Genomic DNA, 26615 nt, shown 5'->3' with positions numbered 1-26615 from the left:
CACCGCGGCGATGTACGCTCCTGGCCGAGGGTGTGTGGAAACTGTTTTTTGTCGGTGGATGCGAGCCGACAGCGTGACTATTCGAGTTTGGTAGGTCGAGCCCGCGCTAAACGTAACGTCTCGGGCGCAAAAAAGCCTCTCAAGGCCTCAGCTTCCAGCCATCCTCATCGCCTTTATTGTCCGGGCAACCCCAAGTATATTCATGACGCGCTTCAGGTTGTAGGCCAATACCTGAAGACTCATTTCGGTGCTCACCCGTCCGAGCGTCCGGGTCAGAAAGTGTGTGGCACCCATCCATTGCTTGAGCGTGCCGAATACATGCTCAACGGTACTTCTGCGGATGGTCATTGCATCAGGCTTGCGGTCGAGCCGGCGCTGCATGGCTTCCAGAATATGTTCGTGCTCCCATCGTCGGATTCGGCGATAGTCGCTGGTCGAACATCGCTCCTTGAGATGGCAACGCGGGCATGCACTGGGCCAGTACACCTGCAGATTCATGTCATGCTCAACCGTCGTAAATCGATGAATTGCACGCTCGCCTGCTGGGCATCGATACTCATCGTTCCTTGCAACGTAGACGAAGTCGCGCTTGGTAAAGAGTCCTTTCTTCCTTGATGCCGAGGTAAGTGGTTTCGGGACATACGCTTTGATCCCGGCCAGTTCGCACGCGCGGATATCCGGACCGCTGAAGTAGCCCCGGTCAGCCAGCACCTTCAGCTTCGGCTTGCCCATCGCGTTCTTCGCCGACAAAGCTATCCTGCTGAGTTGGCCTTGATCGCTTCCGACATTCGTCACGTCGTGTTCGACGATCAGATGATGCTTCGTGTCCACGGCGGTCTGAACGTTGTAGCCAACCGTTCCGGTTCTTTTGCCACCACTGGTCATGGAACGGGAGTCCCGATCCGTAAGCGACAACTGTCCGTCCGGTTGCTTCTTCAACTGCCTTTTGATTTGTTCGAGCTCACGCATCCGCTGGCGCAAGAGCGCGATCTTCTCGTACAGGCGCACGGTCTTCACATCGAAACCTATCGGACTGGTCCGATCCGCGGTTTCAATCATGTCGAGATATCGCTGAACGCTTTCCTCAATCTGCTGCTGACGCTTATCGATCTTGCCGGCCGTGTAGTTCCTGTCACGGCTGTTCACAGTCTTGAACTTGCTGCCATCGATGGCCACCATGTCGCTGGATAGTAGCTTCAGTCCGCGACACAGTTCGACGAAACGACGGCATACATTGCGAATGGCCGGGCCGTTGTCGCGGCGAAAGTCAGCGATCGTCTTGAAGTCTGGTGCCAGACGTCCTGTCAGCCACATCAGCTCGACATTGCGTTGGCATTCGCGCTCAAGACGCCGGCTGGAGGGTACACGGTTCAGATACCCATAGATATAGATCTTGATCATCACACCCGGATGATAGGACGGGCGGCCCGTGAGCGCCGGCATGGTACCGTTGAAACCAAGTTCCGCCAGGTCCAACTCGTCGACGAAGGCATCTACGACCCTGACTGGATTATCCTGTTCGATGTAGTCATCAACACATTCGGGAAGTAGTGCAACCTGCTTGCGGTCATCGCCTTCAACGAATCGCTTCATGAGTCACCCGGTCTCAATGCGTTGATTCAGTTTAGGCGATCAATGCGTTTTCACACAGCCTCGGCCGGGTACTGCCTCATGCGATTGGCACACCTGCTTGAGCGCTGCACGGCTGCGGTCGGCAGCACGCGACCCGCTGCGGCCGTTCGACTCACCTCCGCTCCCACGGCCGCTGCCAAGGCACAACCGCCATTCGCAGAAGCGAGCCGTTTGCATCCTCACAACGTTGCAACATTGACTGGACGTCTGGCAGGTGCACCGACGTGTATTAAGACGAACCATAAGAAGTAAACCTTGAAAGTTAGCCCACGCAGAATACGCTTTATAGCTAGCTTGGCCCTCATGTTTAAGCGCAGCATTCTTGAAAAGGGGCGGACATGGCCTTGGAATCCCTGCTGGCTGAGGTGTCAACGCCGGCACATCAATACGAAATTCTCAAGATCATAATCGACAAGGGCGCCATTGCAATCATCGTCCTAATTATCGGCGTGGCGATAAACATAATCCTGGAAAGATACAAATCAATATTAGCTCGCGAGCAGGAAATCTCGAAAATAACTAACCCAATGATTCTAGGAATGATCGCATCGTCTGAGCAATTGTACCAAGAAGGCGCGACTGCGATTCGTGAGGGTGCGTCAGATTTCTGGGCATTTGAAAACTGGTGCGATTCGATGCTGAAAGCACCATTAAACCTCAAACGAACCAGTTTTCTTGACCTGGTTAATGGGGGAAGAAGTGCAAAGATCTCGGTCGGGACAGGAACGAGCACACTGGAAGATTTCATTGCGGGATGTGTGGCGAACGAGGAACTCATCGCGCTTGTTTCATCAGACTTCTTTTGGAACGATCCTAATGTAATAGGCACGGACGATTCGCTGATACTTCATTTATATTCGGCCCGTCTTAACTCGTCGGTAGCTCCCACATTGCACTTTTGGATGGCAAATTACTATTCGAAGCTGGACCGACCGTACAAAATCGCTTACAGAAAGGCCCTTGACAAGTTTCGCTTCGAAATGCTTCGAAACCTTTACCCCGAAGGCAAGGGGCAGGACAAAGCATACGGAAATATCTTGACCCTTCTTACCACACAGGGGGAGGTTCTCGACAGTTTTCCGGCGGTTGACGTTGCGACGTATCGCGGCTTCAACCAGGCGGACTCTACATTGAATGTGCTGACCGAATCGCATGGAGCTATCGTAAGCCAACTTGGCGCATACCTTAGAAGCAGGTGACTTTACTACTCGGCAGATTCAATTCCGGGTTGCCCATATCACCATGCTTTAGACGCGGACGTTCGCTCGCGGGCTCCGACAAGCTTTTTTGCATTTTTAGGGGTTACGCGTCATCTTGCACAGTATTGTTCGAAACTGCTTCACAGCTATCTCGCTAATGATATCTAGAGCAAGGGAAGATGCTATGGCAACAGCTGAGAGAACAGCAGAGTTAGGATCGCTGTTGCCGCCGGTGGTGGCAGAACGGCAACTATCGTTATCGGCCTTATCGCTGCTAGCATCGCGTTCCGGCAATACCAAATCGCTCACGCGAAATTCAAACTCGACCTATTCGAGAAACGGTTCGGGATCTACAAGGCAACTGTCGACCTTATTGCAGAGATGGCTCAAGACAACGTGAACATCCGTTGGACGATTACGTACGACAGAATCAGGGAATATGAAAAAATCGCCGCCCACGCTCGGCTCCTTTTCGGAGACGATGTGATGAGCGCCATCAACAATGAGATAGTTGCGCGAGCCAAAACCGGCATGCATGGCGATCATTTTCGGATTTATATCTGGATGTGGAGTCGACGCGCTCAAGACGAGAAGCTTGTCCTGAAGTTTTTCGCTCTTTACATGGACTTGTCCAGGTGGCGACAGGTCATATGGGCACAGTATTGATGGCGTCCCCCCGCTCGTCGCTGATATTGGGTCGACTGCTTGCCGAGCAGAGGCACATTCAACAGTCCTGCGGCCGACGCATGTGACCGGCGGCCTCTGGCCGATCTCGACCACTCGATGCTTGCGGTCGGCTATTAGCTCTTCCTAGAGTGCATAGCTCATTCGTTTGCTATCTCCGCCTGCGGATGCTCGGCCGTTGCAGTCATTCGCTGTGCACGGAAAACAACTGGAACACCAAGCGACCTCTTTTGCGCGGACAGCGCTGGCTGCATCAACTTGCGTATCGCTGATGAGATCGCGGGGCGTTTCGCTACCGATACGCCTGTCCAATCGCCAGCCGTGAACGACGACGATCTTTACCTTATGATTCTCACGTCCTATGAGCAACCTTGAGGTAAGTATGGCAAGTCGAGGAAAAGCCGCACCCGATCGGGTCACGCAGCAGAGGCTGTTTGCATCTTCGGGAGGTTATTGCCAAAACCCGGCCTGTAACGCGCCGCTGTTCAGGGAGACCGGCGCTGAAATTATTCACGTCGCGGAACTGGCGCACGTATTTGCGGCTAATGATGATGGGCCCCGCGCCCCCGGGACACTCTCTGCAGGCGAACGCGGAGCATTCGAAAACTTGTTAGTTTTGTGCTCGTCGTGTCATACAGAGATTGACAAAGCAGAAAGCGACTACCCGCCTGCGCTTCTTTACGAATGGAAAGCTCGCCACCAAGGCGCGCTGCAACACGTGTTCGGTGCCAAGAAGTACTCTAGCCGGCTAGAAGTACGCAAGGCGATCGAACAACTTTTGGCTGAAAATCGGGCTCTTTTTGATGCGCTGAATCCGGACCTGCCTTTCAATGAAAATCCGGAATCGGAAATCGCTACAAAATGGCAAGCAGCGGTGAGAGCTCAGATCCTGCCCAACAATCGACGGATACTTGGAGTTCTCGATGTCAACCGTGAGCTAATGAATGTCGATGAACTGTTGGTGCTGGAGCAGTTCCGGCGACATGTCAATGACCTTGCTTTGCGTCATCTTACAGACCTGGCGCCTGCTAACCAAGCTCGATTCCCCGCCGACATGGCGACAATGATGATGGAGGTCTGATGGCCCGCACGATTGAAGAAACGACCACTTGGGTAGCGCAGGTCATGGCGGAGAAGGCAGGGGTGTTAGATGCCGAGAAAATTGGCGAGCGATCGATTCGGATTTCGCGAAAGGAATATCCGCCCTATGTCGTCGGGATTGTCTCAAAGTTAAGTGTCAGCGCGCAGGATGTCAGGGATGTGCTTGCATCCGACCCAACCGTTGACATAGTTATAAACGTTCCTTCTCAGGGTATCTGGACTGGCCCAGCGATTGAAGCGACTCGGGCGGCGGGGGTTGCTTTTGGTGGGATGGCGGATCTCCAGTCATGCATCGAGAAAGAGGATCCGAGGACGCATGTGAAGTCAGAATTCGCCTTCATTGAGCGAGCGCTGCGGCAACATACCAAGGTTTCTGGTATTACCCGTGAAGCAGATCGGGTTTTTTTGGTTCATAGGCACGGGGCGAGCGACGTGCGTGTACTTGCTTTGTACGAGTACGAACTTACGGGAGAGCATCTACGAACTGCTCGCGAGCGATACGGTCGCTTTGACCTCGTGCTCATCAGTAACCCAAATGGAAAGCCTACGGGTGGGGCGGAACGTGTAGCGGAAGAGCTAGGAGTTGAAACTTATATGTTTGGTGGCTTACTAGGCCGCCTGAATAGACCGTGACAATGAGTTCTATACTTGCTGAGATATTGAATACGCTAGCAGGTTTGCAAGAAGAGCTCCCCAATACGAAGTGGTACGGTTTTGGCTCTTTCTTCCGCGGTCCGAGTTCCTTCAACGACATCGACCTGCTCGCCGTTTGTAGCGATGCGAACGAGGTGTTGTTTGTTCGCAGCTCCCTTTGGGACCTTTCGGTGGAGTGGCCAATTCACTTGATCGTCATGACAGACAGCGAAGAGGCCGAGACCGAGTTCATTCTCAGGCAAGGATGTCAGATACTCGTGCCGGTAGCGCTCTAGCGGCCTCCATCCGACCGTTTGTCGTCAGCCAACATCGCACGAGTACCGGAGTCCGCTATATGAGCAGAGCGGCCGATTGAATGGCAACATAAAGGAGAATGCGAACGTCGGCTTCTGGCCGATAGCGCCTGTTCGACGAAGGCGCGCGAAAACTTCTTCACCGGCTGAACAGCCAGAAGGACATATCTGCATCAAGCCAAAGTCGAAGTGCAAACGTTGCTTCATCACCATCCAGACTGAAGTCCAAGTTCACTGTGGCAACTGATCGGCCACTTTGGCGACACCCGCAGCCGCGCATATTTCGTCTTTGTCGCCACCTGGCGCGCCGCCGATCCCCAACGCGCCGACAATCTCCCCGTGCGCCTTGAAAGCGACGGCCCCTGGCAGGGCAATGACGTTATGCACGGTTGCTAGCTGTGGCGCGAATTGGTTCGTTTTAACCAGGTTGAAGAATCCGCTCGACCGATCAAATCCAAACTCCGGTCCAAGTGTGACGACCGTAAATGCTTTCCTGAAGCTCGATTCACCTGTGGCCACCGGTGCATGATCTCCGCGTAAGACGACTTGAGGTACTCCATCCATGTCGACCACCGTGACCGTCGACCAATAGTGCTTTTCCTCACATACCCGAAGTGCCTCTTGCGCCGCCTCCATGGCGATCTTGAGTGGCAACACGTAGCGATATTCAGGCTGCGGCGCCTGTTGTGCATGTACCGAAATGCAAGCGATCGACACGCCGAAAAAGGACATGGCTAACCTTGTGAATTTCATAGCTCCCTCTGCAGACTGTATCGGTGAGACGGATTGCGCCAAAGTTTTGTTATGCAATAGCAATCGGGACCTTCTGCAACTAACTCACTAGCAATTCGAATCGACGCATTGCGCTGTTGCTGGCAGCGGCATGCGCCGGCAAACGGCGCGCTCAGGTCGAATTAGCTATACAAGTTGGCAGTCTCGGGTGGTCCCAACCAAACAAAGTCTTTTGGGTCGATCCATCTGCGAGACATACGCGTTGATGCCACTTTAGAGGCTGCAATCTGTTTTACCAATATCGTCCAGTAAAAGAACTCTTTCATCACGCTCCACAATCCGATTTCCCTCGAAGCGCTCCGGCCGTCGGAGAGTTGGCGTTGATGGCCGAAGCCCGAGTGTCAATATTGGACGAGTGAAAAAAGCTTACACGGGCCGATCGCAACGTCCGGCCAGTCCAATTGATTCGCGTCTCGACTCCGGCGAATTTCACGCATTCGATTCGGGCGTCGTCCGCCGCGAGACCGAATTCGTGAGCAAGTCATCGACTATGCTGGAGTGCCAGTCCCAACACCTCAGTGCTCTTGCCCCTCTGCGATCTTTCCCCACTCCCGCCAAACCTCCGTTTCACCGCCACAGACAAAATCGTGGTCTCCTTGTCGCAGCCGCTCAATTCACCCTATGCGCTCCCCGGCCCTATCTCCGGCTTTTTTTCTTGCGGGCCACAATATTCCCGATCGTCAAACGTCTTCACCTGTATGGAACAGCCGCCGCCCACGAACCCGATGATCGATAGAGACAGCGACATCACCGCGACCGTCTTGCGTGAGCGTACAAAACTCGGAAACTTCATCCGGCGTCGCGTGCGTGATCCAAGCGACGCCGAAGACATCATGCAAGACGTGCTTCACGAATTCGTGCAGGCGTACCGGCTTCCCGAACCTATTGAACAAGTCAGCGCGTGGCTCTTTCGCGTGGCGCGCAACCGCATCATCGACCGCTTTCGCAAGAAGAAAGAGCAGCCCCTGAGCGAGACCGCCGCGACCAGCGATCACGCCGATGCCGTCGACGACGAATACCGGCTGGATCTGGCGCTCCCTTCGCACGATGCCGGGCCGGAAGCCGCCTATGCCCGTTCGGTGCTCCTGGCAGCCCTGCAACACGCGCTCGATGAATTGCCGGAGAACCAGCGCGATATTTTCATCGCTCACGAAATCGAGGGCCGCAGCTTCAAGGAACTGGCATCAGAGAGCGGCGTGACCCTGAACACGCTGCTCGCTCGGAAGCGCTATGCGGTGCTGCATCTGCGCGCCCGCTTGCAAGCCGTGTATGACGAACTGGATATTTAAAGGAGAAGGCAGATGAGATTCAGAATGAGATTCCTCGGCAAGGCGCTGTTTGTGCTCGTGGGCATTGCCGTGCTGGGATGGATGGTGATGACCTTATGGAACTGGGTGGTCCCGGCGCTGTTCGTCGGCGCGCGTGCGATCGATTTCGCCCATGCGCTGGGCCTGTTGATCCTGAGCCGGATCTTGTTCGGCGGATTCCGGGGCCATGGCGGCTGGCGTGGTCGCCAGCACTGGCGCCGCTGGGAACAGATGACGCCGGAGGAGCGCGAAAAGTTTCAGCAGGGCATGCGCTGCGGCCGCAGCAAGCCGCAGGAGGATACGGTATGAGCAATGCGTCGGCATCCACCTGCAAACAGGCGCCGGGCGTGATCGCGCCCGTTGTGAACTTCAAGCGATGCGAGGGCAAGGCCGATTGCGCGGTCGTGTGTCCCGAGAACGTCTTCGAGATTCGCCGGATCGACACCGCCGACTACCAACGCCTCGCGCCCTTGCAGAAATTCAAGCTGCGCGTGCACGGCATGAAGGTCGCGTACACCCCAAACGCCGATGCGTGCCAGGCGTGCGGATTATGCGTCACCGCGTGTCCCGAACGGGCCATTACCTTGGCAAGGATGAGTTGACCGTACCCCGCTGAAGCGGGCGAGCCAATTGCCCCGAATGAGCCGGCGCCGCGCATTTTCCGGTCGTGCGGACCCGGCGCCAAGGTCGCGGCCAAGTTTTTCGCTGATATCGTCGCGTGTGCCGCTCTTAGCGATGTAAGCCGGCCGCAAGCTCCAGCCCAAACAATCGGCGCAACAATTTAGTCTTTAAATTTAGGCGCTTAAGCGCGTTTGGCGGACGCGTCGCAAGGTCCTGACACCCGCCCCTCACGCATTGAAACGCCTCAATTTGCGAGTTGCAATGCGAAACGCCGGGCCGGTTCAGCCCTCTTGAAAGCAAAATCAGGCAAAATTCGATGGTTAACCCCGGACGTTGATGCAGCCGGCGGCGCCCCCAACCCATTTTTCCTGAGAAAAACGATGAGTACCGAGCAACCTACCATCATCTACACCCTCACCGACGAGGCCCCGCTGTTGGCCACCAGCGCCTTCCTGCCCATCATCCGCACGTTCACCGCGCCGGCCGGAATCCGCGTCACCACTAGCGACATCTCGGTCGCCGGCCGCATCCTGGGCGAGTTCCCGGAATTCCTGACGGAAGAGCAACGGGTGCCGGACAACCTGGCCGAACTCGGCCGCCTGACGCTGCTGCCTGAAACCAACATCATCAAGCTGCCCAACATCAGTGCATCCCAGCACCAGCTGACCGGCGCGATCAAGGAACTGCAGGGCAAGGGCTACAAGATCCCCGATTTCCCTGAAGAACCGAAGACCGACGCCGAGAAAGCGATCCGCCAGCGTTATTCCAAGTGCCTGGGCAGCGCCGTGAACCCGGTGCTTCGCGAAGGCAACTCGGACCGCCGCGCACCCGCAGCCGTCAAGAACTACGCCCGCAAGAATCCGCACAGCATGGGCGCATGGAGCATGGCTTCGCGCACCCACGTGGCCCACATGAGGCATGGCGACTTCTATCATGGCGAAAAGTCCATGACCGTGGCGAAGGCGCGCGACGTGAAAATGGAACTGGTCACGCAAGGCGGCAAGACCATTGTGCTCAAGCCGAAGGTGTCGTTGCTGGACGGCGAGATCATCGACAGCATGTTCATGAGCAAGAAGGCGCTGTGCGACTTCTACGAAGAACAGATGGAAGATGCGCGCAAGACCGGCGTGATGTTCTCGCTGCACGTGAAGGCCACCATGATGAAGGTCTCGCACCCCATCGTCTTCGGTCATGCCGTGAAGATCTTCTACAAGGAAGCCTTTGAGAAACACGGCAAGCTGTTCGACGAGCTGGGCGTGAACGTCAACAACGGCCTCGTCAACCTGTACGACAAGCTGGAAAGCCTGCCGACATCCAAGCATGAAGAGATCATCCGCGACATGCATGCGTGCCACGAGCATCGTCCTGAACTGGCGATGGTCGATTCGGCCAAGGGCATCTCGAACCTGCATGCGCCTAATGACATCATCGTGGATGCATCGATGCCGGCCATGATCCGCATTGGCGGCAAGATGTGGGGCGCCGACGGCCGTCCGAAGGACACCAAGGCCGTGATCCCGGAAAGCACGTTCGCGCGCATCTATCAGGAGATCATCAACTTCTGCAAGACCAACGGCAACTTCGATCCGGTCACCATGGGCACGGTGCCCAACGTCGGACTGATGGCGCAGCAGGCCGAGGAATACGGCTCGCACGACAAGACCTTCGAAGTGCCGGAAGCGGGTGAGGCGCGCATTGTCGATATCGCCACGGGTGAAGTGCTGCTGACGCAAAACGTGGAGCAAGGCGACATCTGGCGCATGTGCCAGGTCAAGGACGCGCCGATCCGCGACTGGGTCAAGCTTGCCGTCACGCGTGCACGCAACTCCGGCATGCCGGCCATTTTCTGGCTGGACCCGTACCGTCCGCACGAAGCCGAAGTGATCAAGAAGGTCGAGACCTACCTGAAGGATCACGATACCAGCGGCCTCGACATCCAGATCATGTCGCAAGTGCGCGCGATGCGCTATACGCTGGAGCGTGTCATTCGCGGCCTGGACACGATCTCGGTCACGGGCAACATCCTGCGTGACTACCTGACTGACCTGTTCCCGATCATGGAACTGGGCACCAGCGCCAAGATGCTTTCCATCGTTCCGTTGATGGCCGGCGGCGGCATGTACGAAACTGGCGCCGGTGGTTCGGCTCCGAAGCACGTCAAGCAACTGGTGGAAGAAAACCATCTGCGCTGGGATTCGCTGGGTGAATTCCTGGCGCTGGCGGTGTCGCTGGAAGATCTCGGCATCAAGACCGGCAATGCGCGAGCCAAGGTCCTGGCGAAGACGCTGGATGCCGCCACGGGTCAACTGCTGGAGAACAACAAGAACCCATCGCCCAAGACCGGCCAGCTGGACAACCGCGGCAGCCAGTTCTATCTCGCGATGTACTGGGCGCAGGAACTCGCGGCGCAAACCGATGACGCAGAGCTCGCTGCCCGGTTCGCGCCGTTGGCGAAACAACTGACGGCGGACGAGAAGACCATCGTGGAGGAGTTGTCGGTCATCCAGGGTGAAGCGGCGGACATTGGCGGCTATTACAAGCCGGACTTCAAGAAGCTGGAGTCGGTGATGCGTCCGAGCAAGACGCTGAATGCGGCTCTGGCGGCGGCTCAGGGTTGAGGAATTTGTTTAGCCTGTAGCGTTTGAGCGCGATCTTGGGGCTTTGGCCGGGAGATCGCGTGAGCGGCTAAAACTCTTGCAGTAAACCGCGCGGATAATTCGACAGAATTATCCGCGCTGCTTTTGATTTCATTTAGTTTGGATCACTATCTATTATTCGGTTTCCCGACTACTACAACGCCAGGCTACCCAGTTCCCCATAGGCCCGATTCAACCACACCTTGACGCGCTGCCGCTCCAGCAAGCCAAGTCCGGAAGCTGCCCTATCCGCGTGATTGACGGCTGCCCAAAAACTCACGCCGTGCTGATCGATTTTCTGCATCGTGGTATCGGGCAAGCGCCGCAGGCTGATCACACTGGCGCCCAGCGCTTTGGCCCGGTCGAGTTCCCCCGACGCCTCAAGAATCTCGAACCGGTCACCGCGAACCTCATTCAGGACAATGACCAGCTTGATGCGGCCGCCGAACTGATCGAGCCATTGCCGCAACAGATCGACGGAATCGCGCCCGGCGTCCATTACGTGCCACCAGGTCAGCGTGAGTCCATGCTCTTGCGCGAGTTCAACAACTTCCGCGTCGTCGAGCCATTTTCCGAGGGACTGCTGCGTCTGCGCGGCGAGATCGACCAGGATGCGCCGTTGGGGATCCTCAAGTGCAAGTTCAATGATCGGGTCCAGGCTATCGTGACGATCCAGAACGGCCGGCGCAGCAAAATCCGCATAGAACCGTAATAGCGCGCCGTGCGACTTGTCGGTGTCGAAACCCGTGAACGGGATGTTCCGATCAACAAAATACTGGGCTAGTACGCGGGCGACGAGCGATTTGCCGACGCCTCCTTTTTCGCCACCGATAAAGTGGATGTAGCTCATTTCTGCGGATCCTTTGTCGAGGAGCGGGATGGGTGGCAACAAGAATACTGAGTTTCGATGACTTAATAGCGACTTAGGCTACACGGAAAATAAAACCATGACTGCGGCAAGCCGTGCTCCCGCCTAAATTTGTTAAATCGGAAGGAAGCCGGGCTTGTGGCGGCCCGCATGAATGACGCGAGCGCGGCCGAACTGGCAAGACCGCGCGTGAGCGGATGCCCGCGCCGCTCAATAAAGCGGCTAACGTGCCGTTAACCAGGAAAGATCATGCACGATTGAATTTTTCCCGACAACACAACAGCACCACCATTCCGGATAGATAACGCTCTAATTTTTTCGACGGGAAACGATCTAACGATCGTGTTTTCTCCGAGTAGACGATTCCAGCGGGCTGCGGTATGTTGAATCACCGGCTGCAATAAGTCGCCCTGTTTTTAAGAATGTGCCAGGCAAGCGACCTGCTGCGAATTAACAAAAATGCCCTCAACCCGGATCTTGCTTGCCAAACGACTCAAGCTGACAACAGCCGCTCTGTGCGTACTGGTCTTGAGCCTTGCGACGCCCTTGCTCCTGCATCAATTGCGCGCCTATTCATTGGCGGAGAATGGGGTTCAATCATTAGACCGCTTTCGCGCCGCATTGCTTGCCATGGAAAGCGTATCGGCGGAACGCGGCCCCGCTAACGGCTCGCTCGGCGCGGACGCACTCAATGCGCCGGCGCTGCGGCTTCCCTTGTTCAACGCGCGCGCCGAAAGCGACCGGCGCCTGGCGGTGCTGCGCTCACTGACTACAAGTCAGGCGTGTCCCGGCTGCACGGTTGAGCGCGCGTCCGTCGACGCAGTACAAACGCAGCTTGTTGCGGCCCGCAAGCGAGTCGACGCCCTCATCGCTCAGCCCATAGAACAACGTGACCATGATGCCGTCCTCAGCGCGGTCAACCAGATGATCGCCGTTATTCCGAACTTCGGTCCGCTGGCAAATGCCAGCGGAGCGGGCATTGTGCGCGGCGACCCCAACGCACTGAATTGCATCCTGATCGCTCGGTTGACCGCTCAACTTCGTGAACAAGCGGGGCTTCTGGGGTCGACCTTCACTGCGGCGCTGACCGCTCACCGGCCCCTGAGTGAAACCGAATTATTCGCGCAAGAACGGGCTAAGGGGCGTATCGACGAATTGCGCGGCCTGATCGCTGCCCGCGTAGAACATACACCGGTCAGCGAAACCACCTATCAGCGTCTCACCAGCGTCTATTACGACAATGGCCTGAGATACATGGCGCACGTCCGCGCATTGGCGACGCACCCGGAAGGCGCCGATCTCACGGCGGCCGAACTGGCGGCGGAGTATGTGCCGACCATGCGGCCCATCGTGCAATTTCGCGACTACGTGCTGGGTCTGGCGGAACACGAAGTCAAAGGACATCGTAATGATTCGCTGATGTTGCTGGTTGCCAGTGCAATCGGCACTGCGGGCGTTCTTTACCTTTTGTTGATTGCATCCGTGTACTTCAGGCGGCGATTCGTCCAGCCGTTTATTGAAGCCGCCGACATCATCATGGCGATCGCCGATGGAAAGCTCGAGACGCCCATTCCTCCCGGTGAACACCGGCTTGAGATCCGCAGCCTGTTTCACGCGATCCTCGTGTTAAAGCAAAACAGCATCGAAAAGATGCGGCTGGAGCACGAGCGCAATATCCTGCTGCGCGAACTCGAGACCGTTGCAGACACCGACTTCCTGACCCGCCTGCTCAACCGCCGCGCGTTCGAACGCAAGGCGAGCGCTTCGCTAAGCAGGCGCACGGCGACCGGAGCCCAACAGCAGGTCCTCATCATGTTCGACGCGGACCGCTTCAAACAGATCAACGACACCCTGGGCCACGCCGCCGGTGATCTCGCGCTGCAGACGATTGGAACGCTATGCAGCGAGATATGGCGTCAGCCGGATATCGCGGCGCGCCTCGGCGGCGAAGAGTTCGCTGTGCTGACAATGGTCGATGACGCCAGTGAGGCCATTGGCGCCGCCAATGAACTGCGCCGGCGCCTGGCATCCACGGCGCTGGAACTGGACGGTGTCCGCTTTACAGTTACGTTGAGCTTCGGGATCTCGCTGGCTTCGCAAACCGGGCGGGAGACGCTCGACGCCCTCTTGCTACGCGCCGACAAGCTGCTTTACAGCGCCAAGCTGGGCGGGCGTAACTGCATTGTGTCGGACATCGAAAGCTCGACGAGTCACCAGCATCGCCCGTGAGCAGCGTGCATCCTTCTGCCGATCAATCCGCTGTGGGCGTTTGCACGCGTACAGCGAGGGACTGCACGAAGGTGCGTACCTTGCTCGAATGGCGGCGATTCGGCAGATAAGCGGCGTAGATCACCGAATCACCTGCATGCGTCCAGTGCCACCACCCACTTTCAGCACAGCCAATTGAATCTCCGTTGCGGGAAGGACAGGAGCGAAACGATGCCGCGTCGTTTTGTAGGGAAACAGGCGCTTGTCCAGCAAGATCCGTCTGCTGATGCTGTCGATGCAAAATGGTGCGCCAGTCTGCCAGTGCGTGACTGAAACCCTTGGATCGCGATAGTCGAGCAACACGCAGGGCACATGGCGTAACCCTAGCAACACGGCCGCGCGTGCCCTGTGGTTTCCGTCCATTATGATGCCGCTCTCCTTCTCGACGGGAATGGGCGTTGTCCATGAGCCGGCCTCGCGAATGACCGCGGCCAAATGGTGTACGTCGTGCTCATCGACCTCCTCGGACTGTCTGAAGAAAGCAAGCGGCTTGAGCGCGACGCAATACGGCAGCTTATCGGGCATGTGCCATCCCCTCGGACATCGCCTGCACCGCTTGCGCGAGCGCGCCGACGTCTTCGTCCGAGTTGCAGGCATGGACCGAGGCCCGTACCACGTCGCGCAGACCGCGCATCTGCGTATCCAGCATCGTCGACTGGACCGTCGAACGGGAGACGTTGATGCGTCTGACTTGCGTCGCGAGCCACTGCCGGACATCCCGAGATTCACAACGCTCGAGCGTGAACGTCACGATGCCGGATTTGACGGCGCCCGCATCCCGGACCGTCACGCCGTCGATCTGCGACAACCGCTCCCGTAGACCATCGGCGAGCGCCCGAGTGCGCGTCCAGATGGACACGATGCCCAGTTCGAGCGCGTAGTCGATCGCCGCGTGCTGAGCACGTGTATCGGGATCGCCGACCATACCGCCATCACGAAGGCATTCAGCGGCGCCATATAGTCGACAGTGACCGGAAACACAGCGACGTTGAATTATCATGATTAGGAATGTTTATAATTGTTGTGAGCGATCATTCGACAGCTTCCCGCTGACCGGGCGAAATCGCGGAGCCTGCGAGGACGCTGCGCTCCCGCCTGAGGACCAGGATGACGACCATCGCGAGGGCGTAGGAAACCGCCACAAAGAAATATATGTATTGCAGCCCGATGCCGTCGCTCAACCAGCCGCCAAGTGCAATGCCCACGACCGACGAGAACTGCGTCATGCTCTGGGCGATGCCAAGGATCTGCCCTTGGCGCAGACCACTCGCCGCCCTCGAAATCAACGACATCAGCACCGGCGTCGTGGCGGCAAGCAGAACGCCCCACAAGAAATGAATCGCGATGAACACGCCGATGTTGCGCGTGATCCCGGCAGCCAGCGTCAGGCCGGCGCAGGCCAGCGCGATGAAGGTCATCCTGCGCAACGCCTCCGGCCGTGTCTTGTCCTCGAAATAGCGGGCCCAAAGCGAGGCGGACACGACAAAGCCCAACGACAGCATTCCGTAGCACAGGCCCACCACCCAGTTGCCCACGTCGAACATCGAACTCACATAAAGCGAGAACGGCGTTTGGGTAATCATGCGGCTCACAAGCAGGAAGCCGACGATGCCAAGCAGCCCTGGAATCGGCGAACAACGCCACATGGATAGCGAACCGGACCGCGTTACGGCGTCGGGATCGGGATGCGGATCGGGATGCGGATCGGCAGGCACGGGGCGCGGCACCGGCACGTTGGGCAGGATCGACCACACGGCCGCGGCGCAGCACACGCAAAGCACGGCCGCGACGATATTGATCCAGAAGAACGTCATATGGTCGAGAATCAGGCCGCCCGCGACTGCGCCAGCCAATGAGCCCAGATTGGTCGAAACCTGCAGATACGCGAACAGACGCGCCCGGCGCAACGGGGATTCGATGCTGACGCCATAGGTTTGCGCCGGTGCGATGTAGCCCGCGCACGCGCCTTGTACGAAACGCAGCGCTAGGATCGTCCAGACGCCGCCTGCGAAGGCCAGCGCCAGTTGCGTCAGAGACAAGCCGAGCAAAGCCCGGATCATCATCAGCTTGTGTCCGGTGCGATCGCCGATACGGCCCCAGAGCGCGCTCGTCAACATGATGCCAACCATCGGCCCCACGTAGACCGCAACGCCCGCGAAGCCGGACTCCAGGCTGGAAGAGCTGAGCGCTTTCAGATGGATGGGCCAGAACGGGCCGCTCATTTCCATGGCACCCATGGAAATGAGCTGAATCACGAACAACACGTGAATCAGACGCGCCGCTCGGCCCGGCGCGACCGTGACATTCGTCATCGCTCAACCCTCGTTGCACACCGGCAGCAGCGGATTGGGCAGATGATGCTGGAGCCGGTAGTCCGAATATCTGAGCAGATGCATTCGCAACACCGAGCGCGTCGGCCAGGGACGTTCGAGGAACGCCTCCCGCTCGGCCTGCCACAACGCGCTCGACACACGCGGCGCGAGGGTATCGAAGGTGCGTTGGGTTTCTTCGCGCAGAATCTCCCACAGGCGGGGCCGCGCCAGCCCATATTCCTCTGTCAGCAACAGCGCCACTTCGTGCAGGTGACACACAAAGCATGCATCGAGCACAAAGGATCGGACCGGCTCGATGTCGCCGTCAAAGACGGTCGGCAGAATTCCCGGATGCACGTAGGGCTTGAGTTCATAGCCGCGTTCAGCAAGCAGCGGCGCATAAGTGCGGCCGTCTCCGAAATCGCGGATCAACACGCTTCTGGGTGTTCCGTCCGCGGCAAACAGCACCGACGTATTCTGCTGATGCGCCTCGAGCGCGATGCCGTACAGCAGATAGATGCCGATCACCGGATACGTGACAACTCGCGCGTACTGCCGGAACCAGGCCTCCATCATCTGCGTTCCGGCAGTCGCGCCGTCGCACCCGATCAGCTCTGTCATGAGCGACCGGCCGCTCGCCGGCGAGCGCGTAAGCAATGCCGCCACGGTGATCGGGAACAGGCCGTCCGTGCGCTCGAACGCGTCCTTATTCGCGCGATACGCAACCGACAAATGGCGTCCTGGCCGGTCCTCCTGCCGCACCGCGTGCTTATAGTGAAACGCAACCTCCTCCGGAAAGATTTCAAGCGTCTGGCCAAAGCCGTTTTCGTCGGCCAGGACGCGTTTGATCACGGTGCTGACGCGCGGACCCATCTGGATCGACTTCGCCTGGAGGCTGCGCTGCTCGCTGGTCAGCCACAGCGCCACCGGCAGCTTGATAAACGGCACCGGTCCCGGCAGTCTCGGCATCATGGTGCGAAACGACATGGTGGGCCATGTCTCCAAGTCCGGCCCGTCGAGGATCAGCACGCCCTCCTCGATCTCCGCCGCGTACTCCTTGCGCACGAAATGCTCGAGATGCCAGGCATGGATCGGCAACGGCAGCCACGCGCGCGCGTCGAGCTGCCGGGCCATCAGGCCGTCTTTCCAGCGTGCCCACAGTTGCGGGAATTGCTTGGCGAACCAGTCGTGGTAATTGTCGACGTGCGGCATCCGCTCCACGTACGCCATGTCCGCCCGCAGCGAGGCGATACGTACACCGACCGTCGCGTTGAATTCGGGTGAGAGCGCGGCGACTTCAGTTGCGCTCAAGTCCGGCTTGCTCTTCCAGGTGGGATAGAAAGGGTGACCTTCGAGCGCGCCCCACTGATCGAGCAACACCGCCGCATCGCGCACGCTCATGTGCTTGCGCAGGTAATCGACCAGACCCAGGGCGCCCGCCGAGTCGATACGAGCACGCAGATTCGCATCCCATGCCTCGCGGTAAATGCGGGCGAGCGCGTCGTTCCCGATGCTGTTGGCCACATCGGACTTGAGTTCGGCCACGTCTTCGTCGGCCGGCTCAAAATCGAAGCCCGGCCGCAGCAAGTCAATCAGTTGACCCGGGTCTTCGATAACCATGCGTGTTCCGTCTGATTCGACCAGCGTGATCGCGCCACGGTTGATCAATGTGCCGGCCGGCGCCGCCTCGAGGTCGGCGAAGAACAGCAGCGCATGCCTGCTCCACAGTGGTAACCAGGCGCCGCGGCCTTCGGGTGCGTAGACAAGTGCGTCCTTGCTGATGATCTTCTCGGCGAACAAGCAGCGGACGATGCGCCGCAAGGCATTGCGCCCAGCCGACGCGAAGGCGCCGTGCTTGCGCTCTGCATAGAACGCGTTATCAGGCTGCAATAGCGAAAGAGTGGTCTTCATAGAGCTCCGCCTTCAGGCTGGCCAGGTTTCGGGAAAATAGTCGAGCGCGGAACTGCGCAGGCCGTTCATATAGGACACGTTCCAGTGAAAGATTGCTTCGATGTGAGGCAGGCGCAGGTCCAGGCGCTTTGCCATCTCGACCAGCAAGGCCAGGCCGTAAGCCACATCCTCGTGAAAAGCGCGGCTCTCTTTGTCGATGACGTATCCGGCGGATTCTCCGGCCGGCACCAGTGGGGCCTCGATCGCGTCGTAGGCCTGGTTGGTGCGCAATACCGACAGCATGGTCCCGTGGTCGCGGATCTGGTCCTCGTAGGCCTCGATAATCTCCTGCTTCAACGGCTTGATCGACGACAGGTCTACCCCCAGCCGCCGCTCGACGGCTTTGCGCAGCATCTGGCTCTCCTCGTCGCTGCGCTCGAGGAAATACGCACCGAGTTCAGGGCAATCGGTCCACCAGCAAAGCGGAGCCGGAAACACCTTGTTGCGCCATTGCCCGTAGGGTCCAATCAGCCCATAGATGACTGAACTGTGCATGATCGGGTTACCGGGCGTCAGCGTGATTTCCAGGTAGTCATCGAGCAATTCGACGGGCGCCGCGTAGAGCCTCTGCAGATGCGCCAGCAAAGCGGCGCGCGACGCGTCGTTTTCACGCGCGTGCGTCCCGACGTAAAGCGTGCTCTTCGCTCCGCCCATCCTGACCGACACGCCTGGCCGCAAATCGAAGGCCGTATGAGCCACGTCTTTCATGCCCCAGATGACGGCGTTGGGCCGGACCGCCAGGCTGTGTTCAGCGAGCCAGTCGAAGCCGCAGAAACCCGGGATCGCGCCGACGTAGACGGGCTTGTCCGACGGCAAATGGACCGCGATGGCGCGCAGCAACGCCGGTCTGACATGCGCGGGCACCGTGATGATGACGACATCCGCATCGGCCAGGATCGCGGCCGGCTCGCCCGCGACGGCGTCGAGCCGTGCAGTGCACGCCGTGCCGTCAGGCATCAGTGCGGTGATGCCGATCGCGCTGCGGCGATGGTTGTCCACCACCTCGCTGCGGCTCGTGAGCAACGAAACGCTCACGCCGGGAATCTGTTTGAACAGGACTGCCGCGAGATGGCCAGTCCGGCCGCCTCCGCAAATGACCACGTTGAGAGGCGGCACGGCGCGCGCTCTGGCCGCCGTCATACCGCGTGCAACCGCGGAACCTCGCGCGGCGTCTCTGCGGCGCTTTCGCTGCCGAACCATCCGTCGAGCCGGGCCCACACTTGCGGGTCGAGCAGATTGCGCTCCTTGAGCCAGCTCTCGCTGAAGACCGTATGCAGATACTTCTCTCCGCCGTCAGCCACGGCCGCCACGACATTGCCGCCGATCAGGCCGCTATGGATAAACTCCAGCGCCTTGTAGATGACGCCGCCCGTCGATCCGCCGACCAGCAACCCAGTGCGCCTGGCCATATAGCGAGCCGTCTCGAACGCCTGCGCATCCGAAACCTGCACGCCCATGTCGATGCAGCTGTAGTCGAGCACGAGGCCGACCGTGTCACCCGCGGGCGTTCCCGTGCCTGACTGGTAGTAGGCATGTCCCGGCTGGCCGAACACGATCGAACCATCAGGTTCGACAGCGATAGTCTTCGTTCGGGGATCGTGCACTTTCAATCCGCGAGCGATGCCGGTCATCGAACCGCCTGTGCCGACGCAACCGACATACGCATCCACGCCGCCGATCTCCGCAATCACTTCCCGGACGAAATCGGAATACCCGCCTGCGTTGGCCGCGTTGTCCGATTGATTCATGAACACTGCACCGGGAATCTGGCTGGCGAGTTCGGCGGCCATGCGCTGCCGTTCCACGACCGCGACCTCGTCCTCCCGATAGTTGCCCTCGACAAAACGGATTTCCGCGCCGAACGCGCGCATGACCCCGATCTTGTCCGGCGCGGCATGATGATCGACCACGGCGATAAAGCGCAGTCCGAACTCCACCGCCGCGATTGCGAGGCCGATGCCCGTATTGCCGGAAGAGGACTCCACCACCACGCCGCCTGGACTGAGTCGCCCTGATTTGAGCGCGGCAACGATCATGTTGCGAGCCATGCGGTCCTTGATGCTTCCCCCGGGGTTGTTCTTCTCGATCTTGAGCAACAACCTGGCATTTTTCGCCGGAAGGGAAATGCTGAGAATTGGCGTGTTACCAATGAGGTCAGTGACTTTATTCAAAATCATTCAGGTACTCCATTCGATCGTCGGGTGAGACTTGCATGCGGCCTGCGGCGTCGTAGGTCACGCAAATCCGGCGCGGCACGGGGTGGCGGTGGAATTCGTTTTCGAGCATGTCCATCTGGTAGCCCGCTGTGTTCACGTACACCAGCAGGTCGCCAGTCTTCGGTCTCCTTTGAAAGCGGATCAGGCGGTTGGTGATGACATCTTCATCAAGACAACTGTGTCCGGCAATGCAGGCGCGCACCGGCGGTTCTCCGTGCTCGCTGCCGACGTGGGCCGACACGAGAATCGGGTCCACCAGGAACTCCGACGCGAACCACGTTTCACATGCGCTGAAGCTGCTGCCTTCCACGAAGATCACAACGTTGTCCGCTGCCAGCGACTTGACACGCGTGATCCGGAAAACAGAGATCGCGGTCTGATCAGCGAGGCTGCGCCCAGGCTCGATCGCAAGGGTAAGCCGCATCTCGTTGAGATACCCCGCAATAGACATCCCATCGACACAAGGCGATGCGAGAAACCGGTCCAGCCACTCACACGCTCCTATCGGGCCGCCGTAGGGATAGAACGACCCGGGCACCTTGCCGTTGCAGTAGTCGCCGCTGCACTGCGCACCCAGAAACGCGTCGTAGGCCTCGCGATCCACGTACTGAACTGGCAAGCCACCGCCGATGTCGAGGATTTTCGGATCAAGACCGGTATCGCGCGCCGCGGCGAAGAAACGAGTGAGCTCACGCACGGCCTGCGCGCGTGATTCATGGCCATAGCCGCCGAGATGGAAATGAAAACCCTCGAACGAGAACCACTGCGTTAGCCGGGTCAGGCGCTGCAAACAAGTAAGGAGGTCATCCGCACCCATGCCGAAGCGACTCGTTCCGGACGCGGCAGGCCGATAGCGCAACAGCACCCGCGTCGGGCGATCCGGCTCTATCTCCCGGGCAATCATTTCGAGGTCGTTGAACTCCTCGACGGAGTCGACCGCGATCAACGAAGCATTGGCGATGAGCGCCGCGTGAAATACCCTGGTCTTGGCCGGCCCCGTGGCGCAAAGCGTGGCTGGTTCGATCCCGGCAAATAGGGCATCGCGCATTTCATGGATGCTGGATACGTCCACGCCGACAGCGGCCTCGACCGCCGCGCGGACGAGGCCCGGTGACTTGTTGACTTTCGCCCCGTAGAAAACCTCAAACCGGGCGATGTGCCGGTTCAGGACGGCGCGCAATGCCTCGACGTTTCGACCCAGAATGTGCGGCCACACGATATTGAGCGGCGAACCATATTGCTCAATTAGCTTAAGCAGCGCGCGCGGCGAATCGAAGATAAGGCTTGAGATGTCGGGATCGAGAAGCGGCGGCAGTACATCGGGTGGATAAGCCTTTAAGCAACGGCGGTTTCAAGGGTGAAGTGCAACAGTGGGTTTAGTGTTTAGAGCTTGGAGATTGGCTTGCTGAAGCAAGGGTTGCAGCGAAGACTTCGAACGGAGAATGGAACGCGTGAGTGGCGCGCGGCCGGCTGTTCAGGCTGTCGGCGATCGCGTCGAGTTCGTCCTGACTGTAGACCGATAGGTCCGTGCCTTTAGGCAAATACTGGCGCAGCAACCCATTGGTGTTTTCGCAAGTACCGCGTTGCCAGGGACTGTGCGGGTCGCAGAAGTACACATTCACGCCGGTGGCGGCGGTGAGTTCCTGATGGCGCGACATTTCTTTGCCTTGGTCGTAAGTAAAGCTTTGCCGTAACGGCGCAACAATCGAATTGAGTTTGGCGGAGAAGCCCGCTAGCGCTGAGGCAGCGGTGGCGTCCTCCATCTTGGCAAGCAGCACCAGGCGGCTGGTGCGCTCGACCAGAACGCCGACAGAGGATTGGTTGTTCGCACCCTTGATGAAGTCTCCTTCCCAGTGACCGGGCAGCAGGCGGTCTTCGATTTCGGGCGGTCGCACGTGGATACTGACCATGTCGGGAATCTGTCCGCGCCGGTCTGTGCCCCGCGTGCGTGGCATGCGCGTGCTGTGGCCGTGGCGCAGGCAGGCAATGAGTTGGCGGCGAAGTTCACCGCGCGGCTGAGCATAGATCGCCGTGTAGATGGTTTCGTGCGAGACGTGCTGGGTCGAGTCGGTTGGATACATGCGCTTCAGTGTGCCCGATATCTGCTGGGGCGACCATTTCCACTCAAGCAAGGTGAGCACGATGCGCCAGCAGACGCTTTGCGGGCAAAGCTTGGCGGGGTGGCGCGACGCACTGCGGCGTGCGCTGCAAAGCGCCGCAGCGGGCACCGATGCGTAGCCAACAGAAGAGCTGTTTCGCATTAACTCGCGGCTAATAGTTCCCGGTGAGCGCCCGAGTATGCGGGCCATGGCCCGCATACTCGAACCCTGCAGATGCATGCTTGCAATGGTTAGGCGTTCTTCAGGCTGCAGTTGTTGGTAAGAAGTTTTTTCGGACATCGCGACACCTTATACGAGACAGGTGTTGCAGTTCACTTTTGAGGCCGCCAACCGTTTGCTGTTGTCTGCAGCAGCACATTGTCTGGCGTTTGCGTCATGATTGACCGGCCTAAAAATCCATGGAAGCAGACAGGAAGACGGTGCGTGGAGCACCGAGCGAAATCGTCCCGTACGAGGCCACACCCGACCAGTACTTACGATCGAACACGTTGAGCAGGCCCGCCCGAACCGTGGTGGACTTGCCGTAAAGCGCGGTCCTATAGCGTGCACCCAGATCGACCGTCGTCCAGGACGGCACGGACTGGCTGTTCGCCTGATTGATGTATTCCCGGCCGGTGTAATTGAGGCCACCGGTCAGCGTGACGCCAGGGACCCACGGCAGGTCCCATTCGGTGCCAACATTGGCCATCCACGTCGGAACGCCCACTGGGCGGTTGCCCAACGTCGCTGCGCTGTTGGTCTTCGTGAGCGTGGCATCCAGCAGCGTCACCCCTCCCAGCAAGCGGATGCCCTTGACCGGCTCGCCGGACACGTTCAGTTCCAGCCCCTGATTGCGCTGCTCGCTGTCGACCGAATAGACCGTGCCGTACAACTGGCCGCTTGGCTTGGCGATCGTGAAGGCAGCCAGGGTTGCCAGCACGCCGCTCATGTCGAGCTTGACACCGACCTCCTTCTGTTTGGTCTTGTAGGGCGCGAAAACCTGGCCCGCGTTGGTCGCGGCTGCAGGGGCGATGTCGCCTTTGCTTAGCCCTTCGATGTAATTGGCGTAAAACGAGACGTTTTGCCACGGCTTCACGACAAGGCCGACCAGCGGCGTGGCGGCGCTCTCGTTGTACGACGATGTCCGTGCCGCAGTAGTCGCACTGAAATTGTCGGACAGGACATGTTGCTGACGTACACCGACAGTCAGCTGCAATCGCTCGTTCAGCATGCTCAATGTATCGGCCAGCGCGACACCCGAAAGCGTCGACGAAGAGACCTTCGGCACCCGCGCCGGTGCGCTCACGTATTGCTGCGGACTCCCGGCGGGCGAATAGATATTCGACAGAATCGCCGTACCTGAATTGCTCGCACTCGCGATTCGGTCCTGGTAGACGTTCGCCTGGAACACCACTGCATGCTTGACTGCACCGGTATTGAACCGGGCACGCAGGCCCGTGTCCGCGGTCGAGCGATTAACCTGGAATTTCCAGTTCTGCGGCGTAGCCGAGGTATCTCCTGCGGCATTCAGAATCGTCGGTGTCTGATCCGATAGCCGCGAGACATCCGATTTCGTGCCGCCGGCGTCGGCGAATACGGTGACGCTGTCGCTGACGTCGTATTCGGCATGCAGCAACGTCGACGTGTCGTTGGACTTCCACCAGCTCCAGGACTGGGTGACGTTGCGGCGGCCATCCGCTGCATAGGGCACCTGAATGCCCGATGCCACAAGAAACGGGCGCGTTGGTGCGTCGACCCACTGGTACTGCTCGATCACGTCGAGCGATGCCCGGAACCGCTCGCCCTGATAATCGAGCGACAGCGCCCCGACCTCGGCACGCGACTTCTGGTTGTCGAGGGGCGTGCTGCCCTGACGGTGCAAGCCATTGAACCGGATCCCGAACTGACGATCACTGCCGAAGCGCCGGCTCAGATCGATCGACTCGCCCACCTGGGAATCTGATGCATAGTCGAGCGTGACGCGCGTCAGATCCTTGTTCAACGCACGCTTGGGCACCACGTTGACGACACCGCCGACACCACTGTTCGGAGACATCCCGTATAACAATGCGGCCGGCCCCTTGAGCACTTCGACACGCTCCAGATACTCCGCGAACAGGTGGTAATTGGGCGCACTGCCATACACGCCGTCGAACGCAATCTCGCTCAGATTGCCTTCATTGACCGGAAAGCCGCGGATGAAGAACGAGTCGGTTACGCCGCCGATTTGCCCTGTAAATCGCGTGGACGGATCCCGGTTCAACACCTCCGCTAGCGTCACCGCCTGCAGATCCTTCATCCGCTGCGAGGTGTAGTCGCTGACGCTAAAAGGCGTATCCAACACGCTCTTACTACCTAGTAGTCCTACGCGTCCACCACGTGCCAACTGGCCGCCCGCGTAGGGTTGTGCAAGATCGCCAGCCGATTCTGCGTTGACCGTTACAGCAGGCAATTCCTTCGTGTCCTCGCTTGTCTTCTGGACAGCCCCGACTTGCGCTTGCGCGTAGGCGGAAGTACCTAGCGCTGTGGTCAGCGCCCCTGCAAATGCGAGACGCATGGACAATGCCAGCGGTTTGAAATGGACGGCCGGCGACCCGGGCGGTGAAGCGGATTCCCTACGGGCAATGCGACAAAAGCGGGATGGCATGATGATTACGTTTCTGTTAATGGAATCTGTTTCGACATCAATCTTTCATTTACATTAACGCAAATGCAAATGATTCGCAATTGTATTTGTATGATATTTTCCTTTGCGGATCGGGGGCCATCATATTGAGGTGATCCGCCAGCATCACGCCGACCGAAGCTCATTTACACTCAGACCATCCACCAAGCTGGGCAAGACCCAATCCGCATATCGGGCGATCGGAAAATCGAACGTGCCGCGCAAGCTGATTCCCTCGAGGTACGTGGGCGCGATGCGCCGGAGGTCCGATGGCTGAATGACATCTCCACTCCTTTCCTCGACCCGGTCAACGGCACGTTGCATATGCATCGTGTTCCGTGCCATCACGGCGTCGCTGAGCAGCGTCAGCGATGACGAGACGGCCGCGAGCGATTCGTGATGCGTATCAACTCCGACGGAATCTTGCCGATGCGGACCGTCCGTTGCATCGTGTGCACGGCCCTTTTCTCGATGATCGCCGCATTCGCCGGTATCTTCTTTTTCTCCGTCACCGACAGGTCAGCGCAAACGCTGCGGGAACGCGCGTTGTATGGCAATCAACTCGTGGATTGCGAGCCTGGAATGATGAAGCAAGGCTAAGCGCTATTCGCGCCTACAGAGAATACGTGCGATGGATCTCGCTTGTTGCGTGTCGTCTCGATTCGTCTCGATTCGTCTGGACGTCGGTCGCTGCGCGGTGCGATCGCCGGTCCTGCCGGCGGTCTCACCCCGCAGCCGCAGTGATGTTCTTGAACCGCTGCTCAGTTTAATTCGACAGTGCGGTTTGAATAGCGTCGAGCAGGCGAGGATCATCGGCCGTGACGTCCGGCGAGAAACGGCCCACTACACGGCCGTCCTTGCCAACCACGAATTTCTCGAAGTTCCACAACACATCAGGCGTGGGGTTAGGCTCAATGCCATAGCCTTTGAGCCGCTCGCGAAACGGACCGTCGCCCGTTGCGTCCGGCTGCGTGCTGGTCAGCGCCTGGTAAAGCGGATGCTGGTCGGCACCGACCACCGATACCTTCGAAAACATCGGGAATTTCACGTCGTAGGTCAGGCTGCAGAATTCCTTGATCTCGGCGTCACTGCCCGGCTCCTGCCCCTTGAAGTTGTTCGCCGGAAAGCCCAGCACCTCCAGGCCTTCGGCTCGCTTGTCTTCGTAGAGCGCCTCCAGGGCCTCGTATTGCGGCGTGAGCCCGCACTTGGAGGCAACGTTCACGATCAACAAGACCTTGCCCTTGAATGGCTCCAGCGTAAGCGCTGCGCCGTCGATGGATGTCACGGGAATATCGTAGATTGTCTGGCTCATGTTTGA

25 protein-coding genes and 1 pseudogene are annotated in these 26615 nt (G+C 58.8%); 10 read left to right on the top strand and 16 right to left on the bottom strand.

Annotation, left to right across the window (positions count from 1 at the left end):
• Nucleotides 1–147 precede the first annotated feature (147 nt).
• Complete coding sequence (locus ACSOSP_RS26325; RefSeq protein WP_455311318.1) at nt 148–1593, bottom strand: IS1182 family transposase; 1446 nt, start codon at nt 1591–1593, stop codon at nt 148–150.
• Between the two features lie 377 nt (nt 1594–1970).
• Here ACSOSP_RS26325 and ACSOSP_RS26320 point away from each other — a divergent pair, with 377 nt between their 5' ends.
• A complete protein-coding gene (locus ACSOSP_RS26320) occupies nt 1971–2831 on the top strand; it encodes a hypothetical protein (RefSeq protein ID WP_455311317.1) in 861 nt (286 codons plus the stop codon).
• Nucleotides 2832–3158: 327 nt separating this feature from the next.
• Here ACSOSP_RS26320 and ACSOSP_RS26315 read toward each other — a convergent pair whose 3' ends face one another.
• Nucleotides 3159–3416: a hypothetical protein gene (locus tag ACSOSP_RS26315; RefSeq protein WP_455311316.1), complete on the bottom strand. Its 258-nt coding sequence runs from the start codon at nt 3414–3416 to the stop codon at nt 3159–3161.
• 460 nt (nt 3417–3876) lie between these two features.
• Here ACSOSP_RS26315 and ACSOSP_RS26310 point away from each other — a divergent pair, with 460 nt between their 5' ends.
• From ACSOSP_RS26310 to ACSOSP_RS26300, 3 genes are read left to right on the top strand one after another with little or no spacing between them, the layout of a single operon-like run.
• Nucleotides 3877–4596, top strand: coding sequence for a hypothetical protein (locus ACSOSP_RS26310; protein WP_455311315.1), 720 nt, complete (start codon nt 3877–3879; stop codon nt 4594–4596).
• Nucleotides 4596–5249 carry a hypothetical protein gene (locus ACSOSP_RS26305; protein ID WP_455311314.1) on the top strand — a complete coding sequence of 218 codons (654 nt, stop codon included), beginning with the start codon at nt 4596–4598 and terminating at the stop codon, nt 5247–5249. The genes ACSOSP_RS26310 and ACSOSP_RS26305 overlap by 1 nt, the downstream gene beginning before the upstream one ends.
• A 2-nt stretch (nt 5250–5251) precedes the next feature.
• Nucleotides 5252–5545, top strand: a complete 294-nt coding sequence (locus tag ACSOSP_RS26300; protein ID WP_455311313.1) for a hypothetical protein — start codon at nt 5252–5254, stop codon at nt 5543–5545.
• Nucleotides 5546–5794: 249 nt separating this feature from the next.
• Here ACSOSP_RS26300 and ACSOSP_RS26295 read toward each other — a convergent pair whose 3' ends face one another.
• Nucleotides 5795–6316 (bottom strand): GlcG/HbpS family heme-binding protein, encoded by a 522-nt coding sequence (locus ACSOSP_RS26295; RefSeq protein ID WP_455311311.1) that lies wholly within the window; start codon nt 6314–6316, stop codon nt 5795–5797.
• A gap of 737 nt (nt 6317–7053) precedes the next feature.
• Between ACSOSP_RS26295 and ACSOSP_RS26290 the strand changes: the two genes are divergently transcribed.
• From ACSOSP_RS26290 to ACSOSP_RS26275, 4 genes are all read left to right on the top strand, one after another.
• Nucleotides 7054–7644: an RNA polymerase sigma factor gene (locus tag ACSOSP_RS26290; protein WP_455311309.1), complete on the top strand. Its 591-nt coding sequence runs from the start codon at nt 7054–7056 to the stop codon at nt 7642–7644.
• 12 nt (nt 7645–7656) lie between these two features.
• Nucleotides 7657–7971 carry a hypothetical protein gene (locus tag ACSOSP_RS26285; protein ID WP_455311308.1) on the top strand — a complete coding sequence of 105 codons (315 nt, stop codon included), beginning with the start codon at nt 7657–7659 and terminating at the stop codon, nt 7969–7971.
• Nucleotides 7968–8264 (top strand): 4Fe-4S binding protein, encoded by a 297-nt coding sequence (locus ACSOSP_RS26280; protein WP_455311307.1) that lies wholly within the window; start codon nt 7968–7970, stop codon nt 8262–8264. The genes ACSOSP_RS26285 and ACSOSP_RS26280 overlap by 4 nt, the downstream gene beginning before the upstream one ends.
• 399 nt (nt 8265–8663) lie before the next feature.
• Entirely contained in the window at nt 8664–10901 is a 2238-nt protein-coding gene (locus ACSOSP_RS26275) for an NADP-dependent isocitrate dehydrogenase (RefSeq protein ID WP_455311306.1), read from the top strand.
• Between the two features lie 172 nt (nt 10902–11073).
• Here ACSOSP_RS26275 and ACSOSP_RS26270 read toward each other — a convergent pair whose 3' ends face one another.
• Nucleotides 11074–11769, bottom strand: coding sequence for a mobilization protein (locus tag ACSOSP_RS26270; protein ID WP_455311305.1), 696 nt, complete (start codon nt 11767–11769; stop codon nt 11074–11076).
• A 477-nt stretch (nt 11770–12246) separates the two neighbouring features.
• Here ACSOSP_RS26270 and ACSOSP_RS26265 point away from each other — a divergent pair, with 477 nt between their 5' ends.
• On the top strand, nt 12247–14016 hold the full coding sequence (locus ACSOSP_RS26265; RefSeq protein ID WP_455311304.1) for a diguanylate cyclase: 1770 nt from the start codon (nt 12247–12249) through the stop codon (nt 14014–14016).
• A 22-nt stretch (nt 14017–14038) separates the two neighbouring features.
• Here the strand turns inward: ACSOSP_RS26265 and ACSOSP_RS26260 are convergent.
• From ACSOSP_RS26260 to ACSOSP_RS26210, 11 genes and pseudogenes are all read right to left on the bottom strand, one after another.
• A pseudogene (locus ACSOSP_RS26260) lies at nt 14039–14149 on the bottom strand (LysR family transcriptional regulator); the annotation flags it as partial.
• Nucleotides 14137–14580 (bottom strand): transcriptional regulator, encoded by a 444-nt coding sequence (locus ACSOSP_RS26255; RefSeq protein WP_455311302.1) that lies wholly within the window; start codon nt 14578–14580, stop codon nt 14137–14139. The gene ACSOSP_RS26255 and the pseudogene ACSOSP_RS26260, both read right to left, overlap by 13 nt.
• Nucleotides 14570–14980 (bottom strand): aminotransferase class V-fold PLP-dependent enzyme, encoded by a 411-nt coding sequence (locus ACSOSP_RS26250; RefSeq protein ID WP_455311301.1) that lies wholly within the window; start codon nt 14978–14980, stop codon nt 14570–14572. Before ACSOSP_RS26250 ends, ACSOSP_RS26255 begins: the two co-directional genes overlap by 11 nt.
• A 106-nt stretch (nt 14981–15086) precedes the next feature.
• On the bottom strand, nt 15087–16367 hold the full coding sequence (locus tag ACSOSP_RS26245) for an MFS transporter (protein WP_455311299.1): 1281 nt from the start codon (nt 16365–16367) through the stop codon (nt 15087–15089).
• A gap of 3 nt (nt 16368–16370) precedes the next feature.
• A complete protein-coding gene (locus tag ACSOSP_RS26240) occupies nt 16371–18278 on the bottom strand; it encodes an IucA/IucC family protein (protein ID WP_455311297.1) in 1908 nt (635 codons plus the stop codon).
• A 12-nt stretch (nt 18279–18290) separates the two neighbouring features.
• Nucleotides 18291–19457, bottom strand: coding sequence for an NAD/NADP octopine/nopaline dehydrogenase family protein (locus tag ACSOSP_RS26235; protein WP_455311296.1), 1167 nt, complete (start codon nt 19455–19457; stop codon nt 18291–18293).
• Nucleotides 19454–20494, bottom strand: coding sequence for a PLP-dependent cysteine synthase family protein (locus tag ACSOSP_RS26230; protein WP_455311295.1), 1041 nt, complete (start codon nt 20492–20494; stop codon nt 19454–19456). Before ACSOSP_RS26230 ends, ACSOSP_RS26235 begins: the two co-directional genes overlap by 4 nt.
• Complete coding sequence (locus ACSOSP_RS26225) at nt 20481–21713, bottom strand: Y4yA family PLP-dependent enzyme (RefSeq protein ID WP_455311294.1); 1233 nt, start codon at nt 21711–21713, stop codon at nt 20481–20483. Before ACSOSP_RS26225 ends, ACSOSP_RS26230 begins: the two co-directional genes overlap by 14 nt.
• 196 nt (nt 21714–21909) lie before the next feature.
• The gene (locus ACSOSP_RS26220) at nt 21910–22932 is read right to left on the bottom strand and encodes an IS30 family transposase (RefSeq protein WP_455308200.1); all 1023 of its coding nucleotides are present in this window, start codon (nt 22930–22932) and stop codon (nt 21910–21912) included.
• Between the two features lie 109 nt (nt 22933–23041).
• Nucleotides 23042–25189: a TonB-dependent receptor gene (locus ACSOSP_RS26215; protein WP_455311293.1), complete on the bottom strand. Its 2148-nt coding sequence runs from the start codon at nt 25187–25189 to the stop codon at nt 23042–23044.
• 234 nt (nt 25190–25423) lie between these two features.
• The gene (locus ACSOSP_RS26210; RefSeq protein ID WP_455311291.1) at nt 25424–25645 is read right to left on the bottom strand and encodes a hypothetical protein; all 222 of its coding nucleotides are present in this window, start codon (nt 25643–25645) and stop codon (nt 25424–25426) included.
• 81 nt (nt 25646–25726) lie between these two features.
• On the opposite strand from ACSOSP_RS26210, the gene ACSOSP_RS26205 reads away from it, so the two are divergent.
• Nucleotides 25727–25897 carry a hypothetical protein gene (locus tag ACSOSP_RS26205; protein ID WP_455311290.1) on the top strand — a complete coding sequence of 57 codons (171 nt, stop codon included), beginning with the start codon at nt 25727–25729 and terminating at the stop codon, nt 25895–25897.
• A gap of 166 nt (nt 25898–26063) precedes the next feature.
• On the opposite strand, the gene ACSOSP_RS26200 is transcribed toward ACSOSP_RS26205, so the two are convergent.
• On the bottom strand, nt 26064–26609 hold the full coding sequence (locus tag ACSOSP_RS26200) for a glutathione peroxidase (protein ID WP_455311288.1): 546 nt from the start codon (nt 26607–26609) through the stop codon (nt 26064–26066).
• Nucleotides 26610–26615: the final 6 nt, after the last annotated feature.

Source organism: Caballeronia sp. KNU42 (genome assembly GCF_053760385.1).
This window is presented reverse-complemented; position numbering and strand designations above follow the sequence as displayed.

Excerpts from the sequence above, each read along its gene's own strand:
- ACSOSP_RS26325 (WP_455311318.1), bottom strand. The coding sequence starts at position 1,593 with ATGAAGCGATTCGTTGAAGGCGATGACCGCAAGCAGGTTGCACTACTT.
- ACSOSP_RS26320 (WP_455311317.1), top strand. The coding sequence starts at position 1,971 with ATGGCCTTGGAATCCCTGCTGGCTGAGGTGTCAACGCCGGCACATCAA.
- ACSOSP_RS26310 (WP_455311315.1), top strand. The coding sequence starts at position 3,877 with ATGAGCAACCTTGAGGTAAGTATGGCAAGTCGAGGAAAAGCCGCACCC.
- ACSOSP_RS26305 (WP_455311314.1), top strand. The coding sequence starts at position 4,596 with ATGGCCCGCACGATTGAAGAAACGACCACTTGGGTAGCGCAGGTCATG.
- ACSOSP_RS26300 (WP_455311313.1), top strand. The coding sequence starts at position 5,252 with ATGAGTTCTATACTTGCTGAGATATTGAATACGCTAGCAGGTTTGCAA.
- ACSOSP_RS26295 (WP_455311311.1), bottom strand. The coding sequence starts at position 6,316 with ATGAAATTCACAAGGTTAGCCATGTCCTTTTTCGGCGTGTCGATCGCT.
- ACSOSP_RS26290 (WP_455311309.1), top strand. The coding sequence starts at position 7,054 with ATGGAACAGCCGCCGCCCACGAACCCGATGATCGATAGAGACAGCGAC.
- ACSOSP_RS26285 (WP_455311308.1), top strand. The coding sequence starts at position 7,657 with ATGAGATTCAGAATGAGATTCCTCGGCAAGGCGCTGTTTGTGCTCGTG.
- ACSOSP_RS26280 (WP_455311307.1), top strand. The coding sequence starts at position 7,968 with ATGAGCAATGCGTCGGCATCCACCTGCAAACAGGCGCCGGGCGTGATC.
- ACSOSP_RS26275 (WP_455311306.1), top strand. The coding sequence starts at position 8,664 with ATGAGTACCGAGCAACCTACCATCATCTACACCCTCACCGACGAGGCC.
- ACSOSP_RS26270 (WP_455311305.1), bottom strand. The coding sequence starts at position 11,769 with ATGAGCTACATCCACTTTATCGGTGGCGAAAAAGGAGGCGTCGGCAAA.
- ACSOSP_RS26265 (WP_455311304.1), top strand. The coding sequence starts at position 12,247 with ATGCCCTCAACCCGGATCTTGCTTGCCAAACGACTCAAGCTGACAACA.
- ACSOSP_RS26255 (WP_455311302.1), bottom strand. The coding sequence starts at position 14,580 with ATGCCCGATAAGCTGCCGTATTGCGTCGCGCTCAAGCCGCTTGCTTTC.
- ACSOSP_RS26250 (WP_455311301.1), bottom strand. The coding sequence starts at position 14,980 with ATGGTCGGCGATCCCGATACACGTGCTCAGCACGCGGCGATCGACTAC.
- ACSOSP_RS26245 (WP_455311299.1), bottom strand. The coding sequence starts at position 16,367 with ATGACGAATGTCACGGTCGCGCCGGGCCGAGCGGCGCGTCTGATTCAC.
- ACSOSP_RS26240 (WP_455311297.1), bottom strand. The coding sequence starts at position 18,278 with ATGAAGACCACTCTTTCGCTATTGCAGCCTGATAACGCGTTCTATGCA.
- ACSOSP_RS26235 (WP_455311296.1), bottom strand. The coding sequence starts at position 19,457 with ATGACGGCGGCCAGAGCGCGCGCCGTGCCGCCTCTCAACGTGGTCATT.
- ACSOSP_RS26230 (WP_455311295.1), bottom strand. The coding sequence starts at position 20,494 with ATGATTTTGAATAAAGTCACTGACCTCATTGGTAACACGCCAATTCTC.
- ACSOSP_RS26220 (WP_455308200.1), bottom strand. The coding sequence starts at position 22,932 with ATGTCCGAAAAAACTTCTTACCAACAACTGCAGCCTGAAGAACGCCTA.
- ACSOSP_RS26215 (WP_455311293.1), bottom strand. The coding sequence starts at position 25,189 with ATGCGTCTCGCATTTGCAGGGGCGCTGACCACAGCGCTAGGTACTTCC.
- ACSOSP_RS26205 (WP_455311290.1), top strand. The coding sequence starts at position 25,727 with ATGCGGACCGTCCGTTGCATCGTGTGCACGGCCCTTTTCTCGATGATC.
- ACSOSP_RS26200 (WP_455311288.1), bottom strand. The coding sequence starts at position 26,609 with ATGAGCCAGACAATCTACGATATTCCCGTGACATCCATCGACGGCGCA.